This is a genomic window from Psychrobacillus sp. BM2, assembly GCF_048572895.1.
Taxonomy (GTDB): domain Bacteria; phylum Bacillota; class Bacilli; order Bacillales_A; family Planococcaceae; genus Psychrobacillus.
Genome location: NZ_CP183878.1, coordinates 3,373,132 through 3,392,441 on the forward strand (window position 1 = coordinate 3,373,132; position 19,310 = coordinate 3,392,441).

Genomic DNA, 19,310 nt, shown 5'->3' on the forward strand with positions numbered 1-19,310 from the left:
ATTCTATTTTATAAAATTTTAAGACATAAAAGGGAGAGCTCTCTTCAATTCAATTTGGATGAGAACTCTTTTTAACTATTCCTAGGGAGTAGCCATTTTTATATCATATTTGAAACGCAAATTCATGCATAATCTAAGTTTTATTTACTTACAGCTATTGGTGTATCTTTATAACTAGACCAATCACCCCAACTTCCAACATAAAGCTTAACATTTGGATAGCCAAGTTCATGTAAAGCAAGAATATTGGCACATGCTGTGACACCTGCTCCACAATACACTACAATTTCTTTTGTAGTTGGGATGTCTTCGAAGACTTGTTTGAGATCTTTCTGTTTTTTGACACGAAGGTCCTTATCCAAAATTTGTTCCCAAAAAATATTGACGGCACCAGGAATATGTCCAATCTTTTTATATTTTGTTTTCTTTATCCCCGCATAAACTTCTTCTGTTCGTGCATCCACTAATAAGCGATGCTCGTTCTTTACGTTTTCTAGAACGTTTTTCATATCAACTGCCAATGCTTCGTTTATGACATGGCTAAATGTTCCTTTTTTAGGCGTAGGAATGACGGTTGTAACTTCATATCCTTCCTCTATCCACTTTTGAATCGGCTGTTCTAATACATAACAATTAGTATGTCCGAAATACATTAAAAGCCACCAAAGTCTAGCTGCTGTAGAGCCTCCCGTATTGTCATAAACAATGACCTCTGAATCATTGTTAACACCCGCAAGTGCCAATTTTTCAGTAAATTCGTGTGAATCAGGGATAGGGTGACGTCCACCATGTTCCAAAATAGAACCGGACAAATCCTCATCTAAATGAAAATAAACTGCCCCAGGAATATGAGCCTGTTCATAATAAACACGGCCAAATTCAGACTTCCCAAAAATAAATTGTGTATCTAAAAAGACTACGTTTGAATTATTTAATTTTTTATTTGCTGCTTCTAATGTAATGATTGCTGTCATAAATCATTTCTCCAATTCTATTGGCAGGATAACTTCAGTTACATATTCATTTACATCTTGTGTACTCCAATTATCAATAATATAGCGTTCGAAGGAATCTCCTTGGAGGCTAATTTCATGATCTCCTGCCCATTTTTTTAAACGCTCATATACTTGCGGTAATTGCTCATAGCTACCTGTGTGGAGCGTAGTAATAACAGCAAAATCACCTATACTATCTGTATGTGGGGAGTTTTCGCTTGAGATGACAGCTGAGTAACAATTAACAGTTTTAATAGTTTTACATAATCGCTGTTCGAGGTTTTCAAAGTGCAGCATGAAGGGTCCATAAGTATAATAGTTATGCTGACGACAAAATTCAACGAAGGCATTGCTAAAATAGAATTCAGTGTTATTGATTTCTTGTGTATCTAGTTCTAGGGTAAATGAAATGGTTTGATAAATAGGCATAGTTTTTAATTCAATCGAAGAAATAATACTCGAATTACAATTCTTTATATGTTTTCCTTGTTCAATTAGAGTTTTCCATTCTTGTACAGCAAAGTATTTTCTTTTTAAGTTAGCCATTTCTTGCTCAAGAGAAGATAACTCTTTTTCAAAATAATTGTCTATAGTATTTAATTGATAATGAGTTAATAATGATTTAATGTCATCTAATTTAAATCCTAGTTCTTTATAATATTTAATAAGCGGAATCTTTTGGATTTCCACTTCGGTATAGTAGCGGTAATTATTTTCTTCAGAGACTAATGCAGGTTTTAATAAACCAATCTCATCATAGTAACGTAATGTTTTAATTGAGATACTACAATATTTCGATACTTTTCCAATTGTAAACAGTTCCATTATCATTCACTTCCTAGTGCTATAACATTGAAAGAATATGTTGTTTCATCCTGAGTAAATCAGGAGAATGCAACCGCTGTTCTTTTTGATCACTTAAAAAATCAACGTGAATTTCTTCTTTAATTTGACCATACGAGGAAGAAATGACATAAATTCGATCGGATAGTAACACTGCTTCCTCGATATCATGTGTTATAAATAAGATGGTCACGCCAAATTCTTCTTTAATGGAAAGTAGCCATTTTTGCATATTACCTTTTGTAATAGAATCAAGTGCGCCAAACGGTTCATCTAGTAATAAAATTTTTTGAGAAGATATGAACGTCCGCAAGAAATTAGCACGCTGACGCATACCTCCTGATAATTCGCGTGGGTATTTATTTTCGTAGCCACGAAGTCCAACTTTATCAATTAGTTCATTTGCATGCTGTCGGGAATCTTGCTTATTCTTTCCTTGTAAATCCAGTGGCAAGACGATATTTTCAAGAATTGTTTTCCATGGAAGTAGTAGGTCTTTTTGTTGCATATAACCAATTGTATCACTAATAGATAGAACCCCAGTAGTCACCTCCTGAAGTCCGGCAACAATATTAAAAATTGTACTTTTCCCGCTGCCACTAGGTCCAAGAAGGCTAACAAACTCTCCTTCTTGGACATGCATTGAAATATTGCGCAGTACTTCTTTTTCCGAATAGCTTTTCCCAACATTTTGTAGAGAGATAATTGTGTTAGGTTTTCTATATTTCCCTATTGGCTGAGCCATTTGTAAATCCCCTTTCTACTCCCAATGGGTTACCTTTTTTGCACATAAATCAATTAAGTAAATAACAATTATACTCAAGATAACGATGACAAAAATAGAAGCAAACATTTTATCCAATTCATAAGCACTTTTTGCACGAACCATATATACGCCTATTCCTTTTAATCCTCCCATCCATTCACTAATCACCGCAGTCATAATCATATATGTAGCCGCAATCTTCAGACCCGAGAAAAAGTTAACCATTGCAGAAGGTAACTTTAAATGGAACAGTACTTGCATTTTGTTTGCTTTCATTGTTTTAAATAAATTGATGAAGTCTTGGTCTACTTTTTGAAAACCATCAATAAGGCTAACAGCAATTGGGAAAAAACAAACTAGTACAATGATTAAAACTTTAGGTAAAATACCAAATCCGAACCAAATCATAATAATAGGAGCGATAGCAATTGTTGGGACGGTTTGTGAAATAATTAATAAAGGATAGAGAGATTTTTTTACAATTGTAAAACTATCCATCAAAACGCTTAATAGAAAAGCAAGTAAAATAGCTAAAATAAAGCCTAAAAATGATTCGATTACTGTAATTTTTGTATGATCTAGAATAGTAGGTAGATCAGATGTTAGCGCAGACACAACATTCGTTGGTGCCGGTAAAATATAGTTGGGAATATTCCAAATTACTACAGTCATTTGCCATGCAACGAGCACAAAGACAATTGTTAATAATGGATATAGATTATTTTGCAGTCGTTGTAAAGCATTCAAGTTAGTTCATTCCTTTACTATGTAGATTCATCAAGTGTTGAACTTGTTTCCTTTTCCTATATCAGTAAGTGTTTGGAGATAGAGTATTTACCACTTCTTTTAGTAATTGCTTTCCTTGAAGGCTGTTAAACCATTTTGCATGCCCCAATAAAAATGTATAATATGCCAAATCTGCATCTTCGTTAGATTTCGTAATACGTACAAAATAATCAATCTCACTCAAGGCAAAATCCGTGTGCACAATGGGTAAGATAGTCAGCAGTGCTTGTTTTTCAGTTTCTGATAAGCTTCTTACTGATGTGTATCCTTCAAGTAAAGCTTTAACATCTTGGAAATGGACCAAATTATCTTTGTCTGTTTCCATTTCCAGCCATGTCACTACATTTCGTTCAAGCGCAGTCGCCAAGTCATAAACAGCCGATGTAACATTACTTAATCCAAAATCTAAAACCATAGATACCTCCGCATTAAATGAATGATCTGTCCACAGTAAATTAGAGGCATGCCAGTCGTTATGCGTCCATAGAGGGCGCAATTTTTTCATATAAGGAACGAATTTTTTGTAAAATGGAAATAGCTCCTGTTGGAAATCTAGTTCCCAGTCGCGACCTGCTAGATATCGGGCTAAGCCAGGTCGACTTTTAGCAAATTTTTTCGTTGCCTCTATAGGGTCTTCTGTATTCCAAATTTCAAAGCATGAAACAAGAGGTCGCACTTTTCTCTCGGGTGCATCATAGGAAGAACTTGCAAGATGCATCTTGGCTAACATTTCACCTGCTGCAAATGCATGTTTATCAGACATGAAAGGGGACCATGAAACAGCATCTTGGTATACATCAACCCCCGTTCCGAGTAAATGAATTTCGTATGTCCATTCACCGATTGTAAAGGCAGTATTTTTATCAGCTCCAGTAACAACTTCACTAACAGGAAGTCCTTGTTTATATAAATGACTTAAAATACCGTGTTCTTCTTTTAATCCTTCTACGTCTCGGATGTCCCTAGAATGACGTTTAATAAAATACTTTTCCCCATCAATTAATGCGATTGTTGCGCTTGAAAATGGACGAGGGCTATGCCAAAGTAGAGTCGTTACTTCATTGAATTGTGGAAAAAATGATAATAGCTGTGTTACTTCCTCCATGTTCATCGTCATCCATGTTCGCTCAACAGCATCCTTACCCATACCGTGACTTTTTATGTTTTCTATATGATTTGTTGTCATAACGTACGCTCAGCTGGTAGGAATTTATTAGTGTAGGCGGTTTTCCAACCATCTTTATTGCGTAAAATCTGATGCCTTACTAACCAATCTGAATAATCATGCATTAACTCTTCACGCTGTTGCCCCCACTCTTTATTGTGTAACCAACTCTGTGCTATTAAGGGTAAAGAGCGTTGTATTAAATATGCCGGGAAATACGGAATTGTTTTTTCATAAATCGATTCAGCTAGGTTAGGCTGTTTTGCTATTGTTAAATACCCACGTGCGGTAACTTCCAAAAATTGTTCGACTAATTCAGGGTTTGCATTGGCAAATTGTTCATTTGCCCCGAGTAAATAGCTATGATATTTAGGTGCACCAATTGAATCAACTGGCCAAATTATTCGCTCTTCAACTGGTACGCTAGAGTCGAGCAATAACTCCCAGCCCCAGTAACTACCAAATGTCGCATCTGCCACGCCGTTTGCTAAGTCGTGTGCCTCCAATTCACGAGCACCTGCATCTACAACTTCAAATTCTGGAACTCCTCCATTTGCACTAATTAAATGCTTTACCATAGCTAACCCACGGGGTGTTGGATTCATCGCAATACGCTTTCCTGATAAATCGGCTGGATTCTCAATGCCAGTGCTTCTTACGGTTTGAATTGTTTCCATACCACCGTGATTAATTGCAGCAATACCAATAACTGACGTTTCTAAAACCTTTTCACGTAATACAAGTAAACGATTTGTTGGGAATATACCAAAATGTGCTTGCTGCGTGTTTAAATAAGTTAATGTGTCGCCACGTGCTGCATCATAGCACGTGAACTCTACATCTAATCCAATTTCTTCATACCACCCTTGCTCTCGTGCATAATAAAAACCTGCTGAATTTGTCCATGGGTGGAAATATTCAAGTACTACTCTAATATGTTGTGTCATTGATGTCATCTCCTTATTCTTGAGCCGGTAAAAACTCATTTGTAAATGCTTTATCTGTATTTAAGTCAGTTGTAATTAAGTTATTATCTTTCATGAACTTTGCATAGTTAGCCCAAACTTCTTCTTTCATAATGCCCCACTGAGAAGCTTCCGCTTGATACTGGCTAGTTAAGAATTTTTGACTTTCTAACGCTAACTCACGATCAATTTCAGGTGCATAATTTAGTAATATATCTACACTCTCTTCGGGATGATCAATGGCATATTGATAGCCTTTCGTTGTAGCCTCTAAGAATGCTTTAATCTTCTCTGGATTACTTTGGATTAATTTATTGTTCGAAATGAGCAAAGGTGTATAGTAATCAAAAATTGGGTTTAAGCTTGCCACAGAAATATAGTTTAAATCGAGACCGCGTAGTTTTGCTTCAATACCAGTCCAACCTTCGAAGACCCATGCAAAGTCAGTATTTTTTTCTGTTGCTGCAAAGAAATCATCGCTGCCTATATTAGCAATTTGCAATGAATTAAAATCTGCGCCCGCATCAGCCATTACCGATTTCAAAATAGCCTCTTCAGAAGCAGACCCCCAGCCACCATATACTTTCCCTTCAAAATCACTTACTTCAGAAATATTTTTACTAGCAGGTGCCGCAAATCCAGATGTGTTATGCTGAATAATCGTAGAGATTGCTTGAATTGGAAGTGGATCTTCACTTGTTAAAGCATATGTTACATCTTCTTGATAGCTCACACCAAAGTCGCCTTTTCCGACTGCAACTAGCGTAGCAGAAGAGCCTTCAGCGGGTTGAATAATTTCAACATCCAGTCCAGCTTCTTCATAATATCCATTTTCAAGAGCTACATATAATCCAGTATGGTTTGTATTAGGTGTCCAATCTAAAATTACCGTTGTTCGGTCAAGTGTTCCGTCGCTAGTAGAATCTATTTCAGCACCGTTACTGCAACCTGCAATAATAACTGTCAAAATGGAAATAAAAAGAAATAGTCTTTTTTTCATATATACATCTCCTTATACAATAATTCTTATTGGGTTACTATGGTATTGATTATAAACTCTCCACTATAATGGAAGGTCAACAACTATTTGAAAATTTCAAACCTTTAATTATGGGTACCAGTTTCTCACACAATCTGAATACTTTTCTATAAAATATCTAAACAAAAAAAAGAAGACCCTTCTCCAAGTTCGTGTTTGGATGTGGGGTCTTCTAATTATTGAATGTTTTTAGTTATTTTGATCATGAGCTTGATTAAAGGTGAAGCAAGCTAGTATACGAATTTTTCTCAAAAGCTTTTTTACATCATGCCGCCCATGCCACCCATATCAGGCATACCCATGCCGCCGCCTGCTGGTTCTGGAATGTCCGCTACTACTGCTTCAGTAGTTAAGAATAATGCCGCTACAGATGCAGCGTTTTGTAATGCTGAACGAGTTACTTTAGTTGGATCTACGATACCTGCGTCGATCATGTTAACCCATTCGCCTGTTGCAGCGTTGAAACCGATACCGACTTCTTCGCGTTTTAAACGATCAACAACGATAGATCCTTCAAGACCTGCGTTATTAGCGATTTGACGAACTGGTTCTTCTAATGCACGAAGTACAATTTTCAGACCTGTTGCTACGTCGCCTTCTTTTGTATCAGCTAATTCAGCAACCTTGTTGTATACGTTCACTAGTGCCGTACCACCACCAGCTACGATACCTTCTTCTACAGCTGCACGAGTTGCGTTTAGTGCATCTTCAATGCGAAGCTTGCGTTCTTTAAGTTCTGTTTCTGTTGCTGCTCCGACTTTCACTACAGCTACACCACCAGCTAGTTTAGCAAGGCGTTCTTGTAGTTTTTCTTTGTCGAATTCAGATGTAGTGTCTTCTAATTGAGAACGGATTTGGGTTACACGACCAGCGATGCGATCAGATTCTCCGTTGCCCTCTACGATTGTCGTATTGTCTTTAGATACAACAACTTTAGATGCGCGACCTAATTGTGTAATATTAGCAGATTTTAAGTCTAAGCCTAAATCTTCTGTAATTACTTCAGCTCCAGTTAGAACTGCGATATCTTCTAGCATTGCTTTACGACGGTCACCAAATCCTGGAGCTTTAACAGCTACAGCATTGAAAGTTCCACGTAATTTGTTTAATACAAGAGTAGCTAGAGCTTCCCCTTCTACGTCCTCAGAGATTAGTAAAAGTGGTTTTCCTTGTTGTACTACTTGCTCAAGCACAGGAAGAATTTCTTGAATGCTTGTGATTTTTTTATCTGTAATTAGAATATATGGATTATCTAAAATAGCTTCCATTTTATCGGAATCTGTTACCATATAAGGAGATGCATATCCACGGTCGAACTGCATACCTTCTACTACATCAAGTTCTGTAGTGAAGCCTTTAGATTCTTCAATCGTAATAACACCGTCGTTACCAACGCGTTCCATTGCTTCAGCGATTAAATCACCAACTTCAGAATCTCCTGAAGAAATAGCTGCAACCTGAGCAATAGACTCTTTGCCTTCGATTTGTTTTGAAATTGCTTTTAACTCAGTAACTGCTGCAGCAACTGCAAGGTCGATCCCTTTACGAATTCCTACTGGGTTCGCACCCGCTGTTACGTTTTTCAATCCTTCACGAATCATAGATTGCGCAAGTACTGTAGCAGTAGTTGTACCGTCACCAGCGATATCGTTTGTTTTAGAAGCAACCTCTGCTACTAATTTAGCACCCATATTTTCAAATGCATCTTCCAATTCGATATCTTTTGCAATTGTTACACCATCATTTGTAATAAGTGGTGAACCAAATTTTTTCTCAAGAACAACATTGCGTCCTTTTGGTCCAAGCGTTACTTTAACAGCATCTGCAAGTTTATCTACTCCGCGTAGCATTGCGCTACGAGCGTCTTCACTAAATTTAATTTCTTTAGCCATGTGTTAGTTACCTCCTGAATATATTTTTAAGAGTTATTATTAGCCAATTACAGCTAGAACATCGCTTTCGCGTAAAATTAAATAATCATTGTTGTCATATTTCACTTCTGTACCTGAATATTTAGAGAAGATGATGCGGTCTCCCTCTTTTACGTCAAGTTCAACGCGAGTGCCGTTTTCAAGTACTCGTCCAGTTCCTGTAGCAACAACATTTCCTTCTTGCGGTTTTTCTTTAGCAGAGTCTGGAAGTACGATGCCAGATGCTGTTTTTTCCTCAGCTTCGATTAATTCGATTATGATACGATCACCTAATGGTCTTAACAAGTGAAACTACCTCCCTAAAATAGTAAAATTTATTATTATTATTAGCACTCTTACTCTTCGAGTGCTAACACACTTATAATAATAATTAATCACAGAACATTTTGCAAGTGAGAAAGTATCTTTTTCTTTTATTTCCTATTTCCGATACAATAAAGCTAAACTTCCTGTTGGCACGTGGCTCAAAGATGTGAATCACATAGATGAAGCCACACGTCTTGGCGTTTTTCGTCTATGTTCTAAGTCGGGGATTTACAGGCAATTTATCTCCCTGTTACTTCATTTGATTTTAAAAAAAGATTAAGGTGGGGGTATTACAGCCTGTTAAACCGGAATAAAAGAAAAAGGTATATAGAGAGGAATAAAACTTTCATGAAACAACAAAAAACTGGTATCTACATTTTAATCGTATACTGTATTATGCAGTTATCGGGAGCTTTACTTGTACCAATCTTACCGTCCCTTTATAAATTGTTAGAAACGAGGGGTGTGGAAAATCCAGCAATTTTCATTTCGGGTTGGTGGGTATTTCTCAGCATGGGAATCGCCACATTAATCACCCTGTTAATCATCCGAAAAGACAATACTTACTTGAAGGCGTTAAAAGGTAAGCCTAGCCCAACCCTCCAAACTATCGGTTGGGGAATTGCTGGTTTCTTTCTAGTATTTGTTGGACAGGGTATTGCAGCAAGCATCGAACTTAGATTTGGCGTAGATCCTGGATCAGAGAATACAACTCAATTTATCGAAATCGCCCATGCCGTACCATTGGCCATTTTTTCAATTGTCATTTTTGCTCCTATATTAGAGGAGCTCATATTTCGACGGATTATTTTCGGAACTCTATTACCAAAAACGAATTTCTTTGTAGCTGCTTCTGTCAGTGCGATTGTGTTCGGAATTATTCACTTTGACTTTACGCACATCCTACTATATGCGGTATCTGGATTTATATTCGCCTTTATCTATTACAAGACGAAGCGAATCATCGCATCTATTATCTCTCATATGCTATTAAATGGATTTGTTGTACTCGTTCAATTTTATGGAGAAGACATTCAACAGTTCTTTGAGTCTTATTCAAATATGCAGTTGATATTTTTTCATTAATAAAAGCCTTTGACCTGCTAGCATTGTGGTCAAAGGCTTTTTTCGTTATTCAGTTAGTTCATTTCTTATTAAATAAATCAGGGTCTGTAATTCGACAGAAAGATCGATTGTATGTACTCGGATAGCGTCGGTTGTTTGTAAACGAATTGGCGTAAAGTTTAATATTCCTTTAATAGAAGAAGCCTCTAATTGATCGGCTACCTGCTGTGCTGCTCGACTTGGTAAAGTGAAAATGACTAGCTCAATTCCATATTCCTCTAGCTTTTCGAGCATAACACTCGAATGGTATACAGGAATATCACTTATTGTCGTTCCCTCAACTGGAGCTTTTGTATCAAATGCTACTACTATTTTGGTATTGTGGTTTTTTTGGAAATTATATTTTAGAAAAGCAGTTCCCAAACTCCCAACTCCAATGAGTGCCACATTCGCTGCCTCATCCTGGTCGAGTGTTTTACGGAAAAACTCAAGTAATGTTGGAACGTCATAACCGTAGCCTTTTTTTCCAAGCGCACCAAAATGAGAGAAGTCTCTTCGGATTGTAGCTGAATCTATTTTCATCGCTTCACTCAATTCCTGTGAGGAAACTCGTTTATGTCCAGCATTATGAAAGCTTTGTAAAAATCTATAATATAAAGGAAGTCTTTTCGTAGTTGCTTGAGGAATTCTCGGTATTTCTGGTTTCATAAAAAATCCTCCTAATTTAGTCAAACAAATCGTTATTATCTTACTAGACATTTCTACCATTGTAAAGCTAGAGCGTTGCAACGACAAGCCCTATCTATTACACTTAGGATAGAATTGAGGTGCGAATAATTGTGATCGTTTTACAAGTCAATCAAATAACAAAATCCTTTAATGGAGAAGATATATTAACAAACGTAAAGTTGGAAGTTCAGGACCGTGACCGGGTTGCCCTTGTTGGGAGAAACGGAGCTGGAAAATCCACTTTACTTAAAATAATAGCAGGTGAAATGTCGTACGATTCTGGCGAAATTATTATGCCCAAAAATATTCGTCTAGGCTATTTAGAGCAGCATGCAGGTCTCGAATCCAAGCTGACCATCTGGGAGGAAATGAAGACGATTTTTAGTCATCTTATTAACTCAGAAAAAGAGCTTCGTTCCTTAGAATCACAAATGGCAGACCCTTCTGTATATGAAGATACGGAAGCTTATGCAAGAGTGGCAGCGACATATGATGAACTGCAGTTAGCCTTTAATGAAGCTGGTGGTTATCGCTTCGAATCGGATATACGATCTATCTTACATGGCATGCAGTTTTTCCCAGATGAGTACGATAAGCCTGTCCAAGCATTATCAGGAGGGCAAAAAACGAGGCTCGCACTAGCAAAAATGCTCCTGAGTAAGCCAGACTTACTAATCCTCGATGAGCCGACCAACCATTTAGATATTCAAACGTTAAGCTTTTTAGAAAACTATTTGAAAAATTATAATGGCGCAGTTCTTATCGTCTCACATGACCGATACTTTTTAGACCAAGTGGTCAACTTTGTCTACGAAGTATCTCGACATAATGTAGCGAGATATGTTGGCAACTATAGCTCCTACTTAACGCAAAAAGCAAAAAACTATGAGTTAGATAGAAAGAAATATGAAAAACAGCAAGAGGAAAAAGCAAAACTAGAGGACTTTGTCAGTAAAAATCTAGCCCGTGCCTCTACTACTAAAATGGCCCAATCCAGACGTAAGGTCATCGAAAAGACAGATTGGATGGATTCCCCTGATGGAGATGAAAAATCTGCCTCGTTCGGATTTACTATCGATCGACCAAGTGGCAATGACGTACTTCGGCTAGAAGAAATAGCAGTCGGTTATCCAAACAAAACAGTTTCTTCTAACATATCCTTCTCTGTATACAAACAGGATCGAATTGCACTTGTGGGACCAAATGGAGTCGGAAAATCGACCTTACTAAAAACGATTATGAAACAACTGGATGCCGCTGGCGGGAAAATTCAGTACGGAACAAATGTCCAATTTGGATACTATGACCAAGAACAAGCAGCACTAACTGGCAATAAAACAGCCTTACAGGAACTATGGGATGAATGGCCGTTGATGAATGAAAAAGATGTCCGTACCGTATTAGGTCGTTTCTTGTTTACAGGAGATGATGTACAAAAAACGGTATCTACTCTTTCCGGTGGTGAAAAGGCAAGACTTGCTCTTGCAAAACTAATGCTTTTAAAAGCGAACACCCTTGTACTCGATGAGCCTACAAACCATCTTGACTTAGACAGTAAAGAGGTTCTTGAAAATGCATTGCTCGACTTTCCTGGGACTATCATATTCGTATCCCATGACCGATATTTCATAAATCGAATTGCAACAAAGGTCATTGAGTTAGCAAGCGATGATGCAACCCTATTCCTTGGAGACTACGACTATTATTTAGAGAAAAAAGAAGAAATGGAAGAGGATGCTTTAGAAAATGCCGTCGTTGAAAATACAGTAGTGACAAAAGTAAACACATCCACAATAGATAAAGAAGCAAAGAAAAAAGAACGCCAGCTTCGTCGCCAGCTAGAGGAACTAGAAAGCCAGATTCCAACTGTTGATGCGGAAATTGCTACAATTGAAGAAAAACTATGTGACCCTGAAATTTTTCAGGACCACGAAGCTGTCCAACAATTACAAGTTGAGCTGGATCAGTTGAAAGAAAAACAAGATGACTTGTCCAATGAATGGCTTGAGTTACAGGAGCAGCTAGAAGAAATAGCACTATAATTAAATGCACGATAAAAAAGGTAGTGAAACCAATATGTTTATTGGCTTCACTACCTTTTCTTAATACATATAGTTCTTAACTTTGAACCATTAGTTTACTCTACCTTTTTCTCCTAATTAGGAATTAGGATACTCGTTCTTATTTATTGTGGTCTCATTTATCCATACATCTAGAGACTTTTTTGAAAAGATAAACTCTCCATATATATTTGAATAAGGGAACATCATACCTGAAAATGAACCATAGTTATTCAAGTGTATTTTTTCCTGACTTATAATTGCCTTAATAGATTTTTCACTTAACTTAAGATAATCAGAAGCCTCCGTTAAAGACAAAACTTCATCAACAGGTTGATAATTAACTTCTTCCACTTCCGAGTTCTGTTGATGCTTAATCGCATTGCCTATCCAATAGCCACTGAATGCTATTGAAATAGCTAAAATTACGATAGCATATTCTATTTTCATAAGTCACTTCCCTTTGATAATGGTGAATACGTGTGCATATTACATTCTCTGTTAGAATTGTGAATAAATCAGTTATTCTTTCGCTGATTCGGCAAGTCCACGTCCAATTACATTAGCAGATACCGGTTTTTTTCCTAATTCTCTGGCCCAGATAGATAATTGTCCGATATGGTGTATCTCATGTGCTATTACATGTCGAATAACTTCACCCCATGTATCCTGTTCAATTCTTCCATCTGGTAACGTATCGTAAAGTATGCGACTTTCCATGCCATCATTCCAGTTGTCTAAAAAGGCTTCAACTTCCAGCCGAAATTTAGTGTCTAATTGTCGTACTTTCTCCAAAGTAAGATAATTTTCAAAACTCTCCTGAAAGTCGGGCTTATCCTGCAAAATGCGAATCCAACTCCATTCCACGTCTACTATATGAAATAATGTTTCTAGAATACCCCCTACTCCACCTGTGCGTTTGCACAACAAATCTTCTTCACTTAATCCCTCACACCATTGATACCATTCTTCTCTTACCAACCAATTATACCGAAAAAATATTTCCACTAAGATTCCTCCACATTAATTGCACCATTTTTTATTCATTTTTAAATAGAGATGGAACTTAATACTATAAGTTCTACAAGTTCTGCATTAATCCTTCTCATATTCGAAGGTATTTGATGATGTGTCGAATTGTATACATATATGTTGGTCAAGTGCTATTTTATAATAATTTTTCTCCACATATTTATTCACATCATAAAACTAGTTATATCAATCTATCAACAGCTTTATCCACATTGTCCACAATCAAAAAACTACATTATCCACATAGATGTGTATAATAATCATACTATATATAGTTTTTCGACGACTTATGCACATGTTGTCCACAAATTGTGCATAAGTACGAATGTTCTCTATTGACAACTTCTAAAATCCGTGTTAAAAAATCCTCTTTTCTTGTCGAAGAAAAGAGGATTTCATTTAGTTCCAACTATCTAATTCTAGGCCTGGTCTACCATTCATCGACATATTACCTGTATGCCCTGCTGAAAATTTTGAATTTCCTGCAGCTGCAATCATGGCAGCATTATCTGTACATAGCTTGATAGGTGGTACATAAAAAGGTATATTTTCTTTTGTAAATGCTTCTTCTAATGAAGTACGAAGTCCTTTATTGGCAGCAACCCCACCTGCAGCAATGACTTGTTTCACTTTATATTCACGTGCTGCACGAATAGTTTTTGTTGTTAACACTTCCACTACACTTTGTTGGAAACCTGCAGCTAGATGGTTCGGGTTGATTTTCTCCCCACGTTGCTCAGCATTATGCTGATAATTGATAACTGCTGATTTTAATCCACTGAAGCTAAAATCATAGGATCCTTCTTCTAGCCAAGCCCTTGGGAATTGCAACGCTTCGTCACTTTCGTTAGCAAGTTTATCAATATGTGGTCCTCCTGGATAAGGAAGGTTTAAAACTCTTGCTACTTTATCGTATGCTTCACCAGCTGCATCATCTCTAGTCTCTCCGATTAATTCGAAAATACCGTCTTCCTTCATTAATACAAGCTCCGTATGTCCTCCAGACACGACTAATGCAAGAAGTGGAAATTCCATCTTTTGCACTAAAGCATTTGCGTAAATATGCCCTGCGATATGATGGACTCCAACAAGTGGAAGTCCATGTGCAAAAGCGAAGGCTTTCGCTGCATTTATACCTATTAGAAGTGCGCCTACTAATCCTGGACCTTCTGTTACTGCAACTGCATCTATGTCCTGAGGTGTCATACCCGCTTGTTTTAATGCTTCTTCGATGACAATTGTAATTTGCTCCACATGATGTCTCGATGCAATTTCCGGCACTACGCCCCCAAATCGTTTATGGCTTTCGATTTGGGAAGCGACTACATTGGAAATAATCTCTTGTCCATTTTTCACAATCGATGCTGCTGTTTCATCACAGCTCGTTTCAATTCCTAATATATATTGGTCTTTTATCATTTGAATTCCACCCACATCACAAGTGCATCCTCTCCGGTGTCTGAATAATAATTTTTTCGTATGCCTCCGTCTTGGAAGTTAAGCTTATGATACAAGTTCTTCGCCACCTCATTTGAAACTCTAACTTCTAGCGTCATAAGTACTACCTCCTGCTCCGTTACAACACGGATAGCTTCACGCATCAAGCCTTCGCCAATTTTGTTTCCACGCATTCGCTCTACTACTGCCACATTAGTAATATGACTTTCATCCATCACGACCCACATGCCACAGTATCCAATTATTTCTTTTGTTTCTGTTTCCGCAACAAGATAATGTGAATACAAATTGGTTGTCATTTCATGCTCAAAGGCTTCTCTCGTCCACGGTGTGTCGAATGCCTCTTGTTCGATCAACAGTACTTGATCTATATCATCTAGTGTCATTTTGCGATACGTTATATTAGTTTCCATTTTTCTTCTGCTCTTTCATCCAGTTTGCCTCTGCCTCGGTAATACGCAAATACTCTGGCACAACTGTATGCACTTCGGAAGGCTCCATTTTTTTCGCCATTTCTATTAAAACAGCGGCATTTGGTAAATCGAAGGCGGCATTTACCCGTTGAACCTTTTCTCCAAGCACTTCTTTTATTTGATCCCAGTGAATCGTAACGTCCATACCGACAAATAAAACAGGCTGTTCCAAATTATCCAGAGTTGTCAGTAAATCTACTAAGGACATATGCGCTTCCTTTATTACTTCACCGTTTGCATAAATTCCAGCAAATACATTGCCACGACGCGCATCCATAATGGAACAAACAACCCCTTGGAAATACGGTGCATTCTCAGCTAGTACATGTAAGCTCGACACCGAATATATCGGTATATTTAGTGTCCAAGCGAGTGTTTTTCCTATCGTTACTCCAATACGAACTCCTGTATAAGAACCGGGTCCTTTCGCTACTGCAATCGCCTCTATTTCACCCGGCTTAATATTTGCTTTTTCCATTAGTTCTTCAATCGCTGGCATAGCACCAATCGAGTGAGTAATTTTCACTGACGACTTGTACTCAGCAAGTACTTGTTCATCCTTTACAATAGCTATCGCTAGCGGTGTATGTGATGTATCTATTCCTATCCAAATCATCCAAAAAGCTCCTCACATAATTGTTCATATCGTTTGCCAATGGGCATAAACGTAAACTTTCTGGCATTCTCATCCAGCCGTAAAATCGTAATCGCTAGCCGCTCCGGTGGCAAATCCTCCTCTATTAAATGGGCCCACTCAATGATACTTACCGCATTCCCATAAAACAGCTCGTCCCAGCCTAAATCCTCATCACTGTCCGCAAGTCGATAGACATCTAGATGATTTAACGGCAGTCTGCCCTCATATTGCTTCAATATTGTAAACGTCGGGCTATTCACGTTGCGTGTAATTCCGAGCCCCTTCGCCACACTTTTTGTGAAGGTCGTTTTACCTGCTCCCAAATCACCTTCAAGTGTCAATACATCACCGGCATGTAGGAGAGCTGCCAGTTGCTCAGCAAGAGCCATAGTTTCTTGCTCCGAATTAATCATTCGTTCATATTTCATCGGTCGCTTTCCTTTCCAGTTACTTCTCTAATGCTTCTATTATAATGAAATATATCGAATATTGTAAGTGTGGGGCCTTTAAGTAGATTAGCCCAATAAAAAAGACCATTTCGCAACTTGTGCAAAATGATCTTTCTTTTATTGGACTAACCGTACAATTTTCTCCACAGCTTGCTCTCCAGCTAATGCCCATTTGTTTTGGTTTGCAATATGACCGTCTTTATCAACTGGATCTTGGAATTGATTGAAGCCTGTTGATGTGAGTAGTGAATGCTCATCATCATCTAAGCCTACATTGACTACATGCTTGATGACATAGGGGGTTTGAAACTTAATCTGCGCATCGTAATTATCTAACTCTCCTTCCACCACTTCGAATGGAAGTCGCAAGTAGATTGTTTCCCCCTCATCTCGCCACAATACATTGTCAAAACTGCCCTTATGGTAATCCCAGTTTCCGCCTATCGTGTAGCCTAGGCTATCTATTCTACTTCTTAAATCACCAAAACCAATTTCTTTCCCTTCCAACTCTGTTTGTAATTGCAGCAAGAAAATTCACTCCTTGTTTGAATCTTCCTCTATCATTTCCAAGAATCGTCTGAAAAATACTAGCCTCTCATTAATCGATCTACTAGTTTTTTGAAGAAACCATCCTCAATCTCCATTTCCTCTAATTTTTGCACTATTAAATCAGAAAGTAATTCATAGCCAGACTCACCAAAATGCAGACCATCATTCTTCTCTCCTACCAAAAGCTCTTTGTAATTTGGATGGGAATAAAAAATGTGAAAGAAATCGATAAAATAACTCCCTGTTTCTTCAGCAACCTCCTGAACAGCCTGTGCATATTGCTCCATACGTTCATTCGTTCTATTCGGTTGAAGAGACTCATCTACAGGAGCAGGACTAATCAATATCGTCTTTTCAGGACCTATTTGCTTGGCAAATAAAGAAATATTACGCTTAAACGTATCTAAATCTACAAACTTATGAGTTGCAGAGTCATTCGCTCCAAATAATACAGTCACTGCATCAGGTCGTTTAGATAGCACATCTTTATTGAAACGGAACATCGCTTGCTCCGTTGTATTTCCAGATACCCCCGTATTTATAAATTCATAATTAGGCATTTTTGTCGACAATTTATGAGTCAAAATAGGCGATGAATAGCCCTCTTTTCTAGCGGTGATACTATCACCAAAACAAATTATTTCCAACATATAACAAAACCCCTTTTAAAAATATGTAATATAATTGAAACACACTATACGTTTATAATTACCCAAAAACGGATAAACAAACATAGATATTATGTTTTGGAGGAAGTTTTATGGCTAACAAGCGATTAACATGGGTTGATGTAACAAAAGGTTTTTTAATGATATTAGTTGTTATCGGACATTATCCAGGTGACTTAGATTTTCCATTTATCACCTATATATACTGGTTTCATATGCCAGCTTTTTTCTTATTGAGTGGCTTATTCTTTAAAGAATTGAAAGAAGATCAAGACACAAAAAGCTCAATTAAAAAAAGATTTCTACAGCTAATAGTTCCTTACTTGTTTTTTCTATTAGCTATTACAACTATTCGATACGGGATGGAGCTTGCGGGAGGTAATTTTGATATAACCTGGTACTTGCAAGATTTATGGAAACTAGTAATTGCAGGTCGTTTTGCACGTGGTGCTTATGGAGTTTTCTGGTTCGTAACGACATTATTCTTTACTTATTTATTATTCATGATGATGACAAAGTATTTAAGTCGTGTCAAGCAAATTGGATTGTTAATTGTCTTTTATATTGTTGCACATTTAGAAAGCATATTCGCTATGCAATATATTAGCGGTGCTCCAGCCGAAGCCTCACAAACAATCCCTATGCTTTGGAACCTAGACGTCGTTCTAATGGCAATCGTCTACTTTGCTCTTGGATATTACGCCAAATCGTTTTGGATGAACATCACGAAGACTTGGCTTATAGGATCTCTGATCATTGCAATCACTGCAATAATAACAGATAAACTTGGTTTTATTGATTATCATTTAAGTATGAAGTTCTTGCGATATGAACATTTACTGCTCGATTTAATCATTCCAATTGCGTTTATTATCGTCATTCTAGCCCTGTTCCAAAGAATTACTGCAATTCTATCGCTAGATTGGTTGGCAAAAATAGAAAAACACTCAATCTCTATTATGTATTTACATATTTTTACCGATATTATCCTGAATGATTATTTCCAATACGGCATTATTGGCTTTACAACCCTAGGGATAATCATCCCAATTACAGCGTCCATCGTCATTCAAAAAATGATTCCATATGGAAAGTTCTTCTTAGGAGATATCCGAGCGAAGAAACCTATTCAAATCTAATAAAAGCCCTAACAGAGCTAGTATCTTACTCTGTTAGGGCTTTTACTTTTAGAAGAATTTTCCAGAAGTATCCATACTGTTAGCATATCAGCTACTTTGAATCGCAATAATGAAGGAAAACAGAACATTAGTTCTTATGTATGTTATAATAAGTTGGCAATTACATAGTACGGTGGGCGGCTGGTCACTTTTTCCGTTAAGAGGTGTTGCCATGACAACATACCAGATGATGAGTTTGTTGATCCAGCTTAGTGC

The 19,310-nt window shown here is 37.4% G+C and carries 21 protein-coding genes; 3 read left to right on the top strand and 18 right to left on the bottom strand.

What is annotated here, in order from left to right:
- Positions 1 to 140: 140 nt before the first annotated feature.
- The 9 genes from ACN6MX_RS16465 to groES form a co-directional block, all read right to left on the bottom strand.
- Positions 141 to 974 (bottom strand): sulfurtransferase, encoded by an 834-nt coding sequence (locus ACN6MX_RS16465; protein WP_419959911.1) that lies wholly within the window; start codon positions 972 to 974, stop codon positions 141 to 143.
- A gap of 3 nt (positions 975 to 977) precedes the next feature.
- Positions 978 to 1,820, bottom strand: a complete 843-nt coding sequence (locus ACN6MX_RS16470) for a MerR family transcriptional regulator (protein WP_419959912.1) — start codon at positions 1,818 to 1,820, stop codon at positions 978 to 980.
- 19 nt (positions 1,821 to 1,839) lie between these two features.
- A complete protein-coding gene (locus ACN6MX_RS16475; RefSeq protein WP_419959913.1) occupies positions 1,840 to 2,583 on the bottom strand; it encodes an ABC transporter ATP-binding protein in 744 nt (247 codons plus the stop codon).
- 15 nt (positions 2,584 to 2,598) lie between these two features.
- Positions 2,599 to 3,351, bottom strand: coding sequence for an ABC transporter permease (locus ACN6MX_RS16480; RefSeq protein ID WP_419959914.1), 753 nt, complete (start codon positions 3,349 to 3,351; stop codon positions 2,599 to 2,601).
- A 61-nt stretch (positions 3,352 to 3,412) separates the two neighbouring features.
- Positions 3,413 to 4,576: a phosphotransferase enzyme family protein gene (locus ACN6MX_RS16485; RefSeq protein WP_419959915.1), complete on the bottom strand. Its 1,164-nt coding sequence runs from the start codon at positions 4,574 to 4,576 to the stop codon at positions 3,413 to 3,415.
- Entirely contained in the window at positions 4,573 to 5,502 is a 930-nt protein-coding gene (locus ACN6MX_RS16490; RefSeq protein ID WP_419959916.1) for an ABC transporter substrate-binding protein, read from the bottom strand. The genes ACN6MX_RS16485 and ACN6MX_RS16490 overlap by 4 nt, the downstream gene beginning before the upstream one ends.
- Before the next feature lie 13 nt (positions 5,503 to 5,515).
- Complete coding sequence (locus tag ACN6MX_RS16495; protein WP_419959917.1) at positions 5,516 to 6,520, bottom strand: ABC transporter substrate-binding protein; 1,005 nt, start codon at positions 6,518 to 6,520, stop codon at positions 5,516 to 5,518.
- Between the two features lie 299 nt (positions 6,521 to 6,819).
- Positions 6,820 to 8,451 carry a chaperonin GroEL gene (gene groL, locus ACN6MX_RS16500; protein ID WP_419959918.1) on the bottom strand — a complete coding sequence of 544 codons (1,632 nt, stop codon included), beginning with the start codon at positions 8,449 to 8,451 and terminating at the stop codon, positions 6,820 to 6,822.
- A 39-nt stretch (positions 8,452 to 8,490) separates the two neighbouring features.
- Entirely contained in the window at positions 8,491 to 8,775 is a 285-nt protein-coding gene (groES, locus tag ACN6MX_RS16505; RefSeq protein ID WP_419959919.1) for a co-chaperone GroES, read from the bottom strand.
- A 369-nt stretch (positions 8,776 to 9,144) separates the two neighbouring features.
- Between groES and ACN6MX_RS16510 the strand changes: the two genes are divergently transcribed.
- Positions 9,145 to 9,882 (top strand): CPBP family intramembrane glutamic endopeptidase, encoded by a 738-nt coding sequence (locus tag ACN6MX_RS16510; RefSeq protein WP_419959920.1) that lies wholly within the window; start codon positions 9,145 to 9,147, stop codon positions 9,880 to 9,882.
- 45 nt (positions 9,883 to 9,927) lie between these two features.
- Here ACN6MX_RS16510 and ACN6MX_RS16515 read toward each other — a convergent pair whose 3' ends face one another.
- Positions 9,928 to 10,569: a redox-sensing transcriptional repressor Rex gene (locus ACN6MX_RS16515; RefSeq protein ID WP_419959921.1), complete on the bottom strand. Its 642-nt coding sequence runs from the start codon at positions 10,567 to 10,569 to the stop codon at positions 9,928 to 9,930.
- Between the two features lie 131 nt (positions 10,570 to 10,700).
- On the opposite strand from ACN6MX_RS16515, the gene ACN6MX_RS16520 reads away from it, so the two are divergent.
- On the top strand, positions 10,701 to 12,632 hold the full coding sequence (locus ACN6MX_RS16520) for an ABC-F family ATP-binding cassette domain-containing protein (RefSeq protein WP_419959922.1): 1,932 nt from the start codon (positions 10,701 to 10,703) through the stop codon (positions 12,630 to 12,632).
- A 117-nt stretch (positions 12,633 to 12,749) separates the two neighbouring features.
- Here ACN6MX_RS16520 and ACN6MX_RS16525 read toward each other — a convergent pair whose 3' ends face one another.
- The 8 genes from ACN6MX_RS16525 to ACN6MX_RS16560 form a co-directional block, all read right to left on the bottom strand.
- The gene (locus ACN6MX_RS16525) at positions 12,750 to 13,100 is read right to left on the bottom strand and encodes a hypothetical protein (RefSeq protein WP_419959923.1); all 351 of its coding nucleotides are present in this window, start codon (positions 13,098 to 13,100) and stop codon (positions 12,750 to 12,752) included.
- A 72-nt stretch (positions 13,101 to 13,172) separates the two neighbouring features.
- A complete protein-coding gene (locus tag ACN6MX_RS16530) occupies positions 13,173 to 13,658 on the bottom strand; it encodes a DinB family protein (protein WP_419959924.1) in 486 nt (161 codons plus the stop codon).
- A gap of 423 nt (positions 13,659 to 14,081) precedes the next feature.
- Complete coding sequence (gene tsaD / locus ACN6MX_RS16535; protein ID WP_419959925.1) at positions 14,082 to 15,101, bottom strand: tRNA (adenosine(37)-N6)-threonylcarbamoyltransferase complex transferase subunit TsaD; 1,020 nt, start codon at positions 15,099 to 15,101, stop codon at positions 14,082 to 14,084.
- Positions 15,098 to 15,553: a ribosomal protein S18-alanine N-acetyltransferase gene (gene rimI / locus ACN6MX_RS16540; protein ID WP_419959926.1), complete on the bottom strand. Its 456-nt coding sequence runs from the start codon at positions 15,551 to 15,553 to the stop codon at positions 15,098 to 15,100. Before rimI ends, tsaD begins: the two co-directional genes overlap by 4 nt.
- On the bottom strand, positions 15,543 to 16,229 hold the full coding sequence (tsaB, locus tag ACN6MX_RS16545) for a tRNA (adenosine(37)-N6)-threonylcarbamoyltransferase complex dimerization subunit type 1 TsaB (protein ID WP_419959927.1): 687 nt from the start codon (positions 16,227 to 16,229) through the stop codon (positions 15,543 to 15,545). The genes rimI and tsaB overlap by 11 nt, the downstream gene beginning before the upstream one ends.
- A complete protein-coding gene (tsaE, locus tag ACN6MX_RS16550; RefSeq protein WP_419959928.1) occupies positions 16,226 to 16,678 on the bottom strand; it encodes a tRNA (adenosine(37)-N6)-threonylcarbamoyltransferase complex ATPase subunit type 1 TsaE in 453 nt (150 codons plus the stop codon). Before tsaE ends, tsaB begins: the two co-directional genes overlap by 4 nt.
- Before the next feature lie 138 nt (positions 16,679 to 16,816).
- On the bottom strand, positions 16,817 to 17,227 hold the full coding sequence (locus tag ACN6MX_RS16555; protein ID WP_419959929.1) for a YugN family protein: 411 nt from the start codon (positions 17,225 to 17,227) through the stop codon (positions 16,817 to 16,819).
- A 59-nt stretch (positions 17,228 to 17,286) separates the two neighbouring features.
- On the bottom strand, positions 17,287 to 17,898 hold the full coding sequence (locus ACN6MX_RS16560; RefSeq protein ID WP_419959930.1) for an SGNH/GDSL hydrolase family protein: 612 nt from the start codon (positions 17,896 to 17,898) through the stop codon (positions 17,287 to 17,289).
- 110 nt (positions 17,899 to 18,008) lie between these two features.
- On the opposite strand from ACN6MX_RS16560, the gene ACN6MX_RS16565 reads away from it, so the two are divergent.
- Positions 18,009 to 19,055 (top strand): acyltransferase family protein, encoded by a 1,047-nt coding sequence (locus ACN6MX_RS16565; RefSeq protein ID WP_419959931.1) that lies wholly within the window; start codon positions 18,009 to 18,011, stop codon positions 19,053 to 19,055.
- The last annotated feature ends 255 nt before the right edge of the window (positions 19,056 to 19,310 follow it).